This is a genomic window from Budvicia diplopodorum, assembly GCF_009800925.1.
GTDB lineage: Bacteria > Pseudomonadota > Gammaproteobacteria > Enterobacterales > Enterobacteriaceae > Budvicia > Budvicia diplopodorum.
Genome location: NZ_WOYF01000032.1, coordinates 1 through 3726, shown reverse-complemented (window position 1 = coordinate 3726; position 3726 = coordinate 1). Strand labels below are relative to the sequence as shown.

Below are 3726 nucleotides of genomic sequence, written 5' to 3'. Positions count from 1 at the left end.
ACTCTTAACCCTTGCCCTTGTAGTCGGGTCGTCATCCCGTTGAAAAACAGGACCCAGCTGTTGAATTTGACCTTTGTTTTTGTCTTCTAAATTCAAGAGAATAAGGTCAAGGACTGGGTCCGTTTTTCAACGGGATGACGACCAGAAGGGATCAGAATGAAGGGCAAGGGCAAGCCTCCCGCTGTCATTGAATACACGAACACACGTGATTCGCCAAACCGCCGGACAACTCCCTCCGGCCGCCAGCGAAGGGATATTCCGGTACGGCTTGTGCAACCAAGACCGCCGCAATATCCCCATTAAACCCGTCATCAGCCCCATAAAAAAAACGCCCCTTGCAGGGCGTTTCATTTGGTTGCGTTAACTCACCGGCTGGCTTACAGCGTAATCACACCATACACCGTTACCACGGTCAGCAGCGCGGCAATGCCGTAGAACACCAGCTTACCGGCCGGAATGTGCCACTTCAGGTCGTGGGTCATATGGTGCATACGGTGAAGTGCACACCACACCGGCAGGATAATCATCAGCAGCAGGAACACCCGGCCGATAAAGCTCTGGCAAAACGCCAAAATGCGCGGGTAGCTCAGCGCCTCCGGGGCCCAGCCCAGCGGCAGGATAACCGCCACCAGCAGGATAATCGCCGGGGCCACCATCGCCCCCCACATGCCGCCTGCACCAAACAGGCCCCAGAATACCGGTTCGTCAGAACGTTTCGGGTTTACTTGATTCATGTCGTTCTTCCTCCGTTTAAATCAGGGCAATGGCCAGGATAGCCAGGCTCACCACTACAGTCACCGCCCAAAAGCCGGCCACAATCGGTTTCGGGCCCAGCTTGTTGTCACCGATAACCACGTTAGCGGCCTTCGGCGTCAGGTCAAACCAGGTTTTGGTGTGAACCAGCGCCATAATCAGCGTAATGATATTCACCACCATCACTATCGGGTTTTGCAAGAAGCCGACAAAGCTTCCCCAGCTTTGCGGTCCGCCCCTGAGGGCAAACAGGCCGATAATCAGCACAATGCTGAACCACAGCGCCGGTACTGCGGTGCTTTCACGAAACATATAGTACTTATAGAACCCTAAGCTTTTCCACCAGTCGGCTTTCACCTCACGGACATAGGGCTTACGTTTGGTCGTCATCATAGTCTCCCTCTCCTTTATTGAGGCTTCAGCATGGCAATCATAAAGTCTTTCGAGCTCTCGACCTTGCCCTGCTGGATAGCAGCGGCCGGGTCAACGTGCTTCGGACAGACTTCAGAGCAGTAGCCGACGAAGGTACAGGACCACACGCCGTTCTTGCCGTTAAGCTGAGGCATCCGGGCGGCCTTACCCTTATCGCGCGTATCCAGATTGTAACGGTGGGCCAGCGTAATGGCGGCCGGGCCGATAAACTCCGGATTGAGGCCGAACTGCGGGCAGGCCGCATAGCACAGACCGCAGTTGATACAGCCCGAGAACTGATGGTATTTCTCCATCTGGGCCGGGGTCTGCAGGGTGGCGCCGTTTTCAGGCTTTAGGCTGTCGTTGATAATATAAGGCTTAATCGCTTCCAGACTCTCAATAAAGTGGGTCATATCGACCACTAAATCGCGCTCAATCGGGAAGTTGCCCAGCGCTTCCACCTTCAGACCGGTAGTCGCGTATTCGCGCAGGAAGGTCTTACAGGCCAGCTTCGGCACCTTATTGACCATCATGCCGCACGAGCCGCAGATGGCCATGCGGCAGGACCAGCGGTAAGACAGGTCCGGCGACAGGTTGTCCTTGATGTAGCCCAACGCATCCAGCAACGAGGTGGAGGTGTCATAAGGCACGTCATACGCCTCGAAGTGCGGGGCACTGTCATGCTCAGGGTGATAACGCATGACTTCAACGGTGAGGGTTTTCATCTCAGACATTGGCCTGCTCCTTCTTCAGTTTGTCTGCCGCATCCTGGGCGTCAGCTTCCGCCCCGTAAACGCGTTTGGCCGGGGCCAGAGTGGTAATTTTCACATCGCTGTACTCTAAGCGCGGTGCGCCTTGTGGGTTAAAGAAGGTCAGGCTGTGCTTGAGGAAGTTCTCGTCATCACGCTCGGTACAGCCTTCGTCTAAGCGCTGATGCGCCCCGCGGGACTCGCGGCGGTTGAGGGCTGAAATCGCCATGCATTCCGCTACGTCCAGACCGTGACCCAGCTCAATGGTGTACAGCAGGTCGGTATTGAACACCCCGGAGTTGTCGGTGATGCGGATACGCTTGAAGCGCTCTTTCAGTTCAGCCAGCTTGTCGACGGTTTTCTGCATCAGTTCGGTGGTGCGGTAAATGCCGCAGCCTTCTTCCATGCTCATGCCCATCTCATCACGGATGGTCGACCAGCTCTCGGTGCCTTCCTGCTTAAGCAGGGCGTGCAGACGGCCTTCGATATCGCTTGCCTGCGCATCCAGCGCGCCGGCGTTAGCCGGGGTAGCGGTGCGGGCACGTTCAACCGCCTGCTCACCGGCCAGACGGCCAAACACCACCAGCTCAGCCAGTGAGTTGGAGCCTAAACGGTTAGCGCCGTGCATGCCGACGGACGAACATTCGCCTACCGCAAACAGCCCTTTGAGGCGGGTTTCGCAGTGCTGGTTGGTTTCAATGCCGCCCATGGTGTAGTGGGCGGTCGGGCGAACCGGGATAGGTTCGTTAACCGGGTCTACGCCGACGTAGGCTTTAGACAGTTCACAGATAAACGGCAGGCGCTCGTGCAGCACCTTGGCCCCTAAGTGGCGCATGTCGAGATAGACCACATCGCCGCGCGGGGAAGGAATGGTGCGGCCGGCACGCCACTCGTGCCAGAAGGCCTGAGAGACTTTGTCGCGCGGGCCGAGTTCCATGTATTTGTTTTCGGGTTTGCCCAGCGGGGTCTCGGGTCCCATGCCGTAATCCTGCAGGTAACGGTAGCCGTCTTTATTGACCAGAATGCCGCCTTCGCCGCGGCAGCCTTCGGTCATCAGAATGCCGGAGCCCGGCAGGCCGGTCGGGTGATACTGGACGAATTCCATATCGCGTAACGGAACGCCGTGGCGAAACGCCATGCCCATACCATCACCGGTAACAATACCGCCGTTGGTGTTATAACGGTACACGCGACCGGCACCGCCGGTGGCCATAATGACCGCATTGGCCCGGATTTGAATTAAGGTCCCTTCCATCATGTTCATGGCGACTAAGCCGCGGGCATGGCCGTCATCCACCAGCAGGTCGAGAACAAAATGTTCATCAAAGCGTTTGATGTTGGGGTACTTGAGGGAGGTCTGGAACAGGGTATGCAGCATATGGAAGCCGGTTTTATCGGCGGCGAACCAGGTGCGTTCGATTTTCATGCCGCCAAAGCGGCGGACGTTGACCGAGCCGTCAGGCTTGCGGCTCCACGGGCAGCCCCACTGCTCCATCTGAATCATTTCCCGCGGGCTGTGCTCGACGAAGTACTGAACGACGTCCTGTTCGCAGAGCCAGTCGCCGCCGGCGACGGTATCGTGGAAGTGGGATTCAAAGCTGTCGTGGTCCTGCGTGACAGCGGCAGAGCCGCCTTCGGCGGCGACGGTGTGGCTGCGCATGGGATAGACTTTAGAAATCAGGGCAATGGTGAGTTCGGGATTAGCTTCGGCGGCGGCGATAGCGGCGCGAAGGCCGCCGCCACCGGCACCGATGATAGCAATATCAGCGTTAAAGGTTTGCACTGCATTCCTCCAAATGTTCCAGTTAAAGTG

At 57.3% G+C, this 3726-nt stretch carries 4 protein-coding genes; all 4 read right to left on the bottom strand.

Features of this window, described 5'->3' with window-relative positions; all coding sequences use genetic code 11:
• Positions 1–377: 377 nt before the first annotated feature.
• Genes frdD through frdA form a run of 4 tightly spaced genes read right to left on the bottom strand, consistent with a single transcriptional unit; the run spans position 378 to position 3696 of the window.
• On the bottom strand, positions 378–734 hold the full coding sequence (gene frdD / locus GVI43_RS15640) for a fumarate reductase subunit FrdD (protein ID WP_159567763.1): 357 nt from the start codon (positions 732–734) through the stop codon (positions 378–380).
• Positions 735–750: 16 nt separating this feature from the next.
• Positions 751–1143 carry a fumarate reductase subunit FrdC gene (gene frdC / locus GVI43_RS15635; protein WP_159567764.1) on the bottom strand — a complete coding sequence of 131 codons (393 nt, stop codon included), beginning with the start codon at positions 1141–1143 and terminating at the stop codon, positions 751–753.
• Between the two features lie 17 nt (positions 1144–1160).
• Positions 1161–1898 carry a succinate dehydrogenase/fumarate reductase iron-sulfur subunit gene (locus GVI43_RS15630; protein WP_159567762.1) on the bottom strand — a complete coding sequence of 246 codons (738 nt, stop codon included), beginning with the start codon at positions 1896–1898 and terminating at the stop codon, positions 1161–1163.
• The gene (frdA, locus tag GVI43_RS15625) at positions 1891–3696 is read right to left on the bottom strand and encodes a fumarate reductase (quinol) flavoprotein subunit (protein WP_159567761.1); all 1806 of its coding nucleotides are present in this window, start codon (positions 3694–3696) and stop codon (positions 1891–1893) included. The genes GVI43_RS15630 and frdA overlap by 8 nt, the downstream gene beginning before the upstream one ends.
• Between the last annotated feature and the right edge of the window lie 30 nt (positions 3697–3726).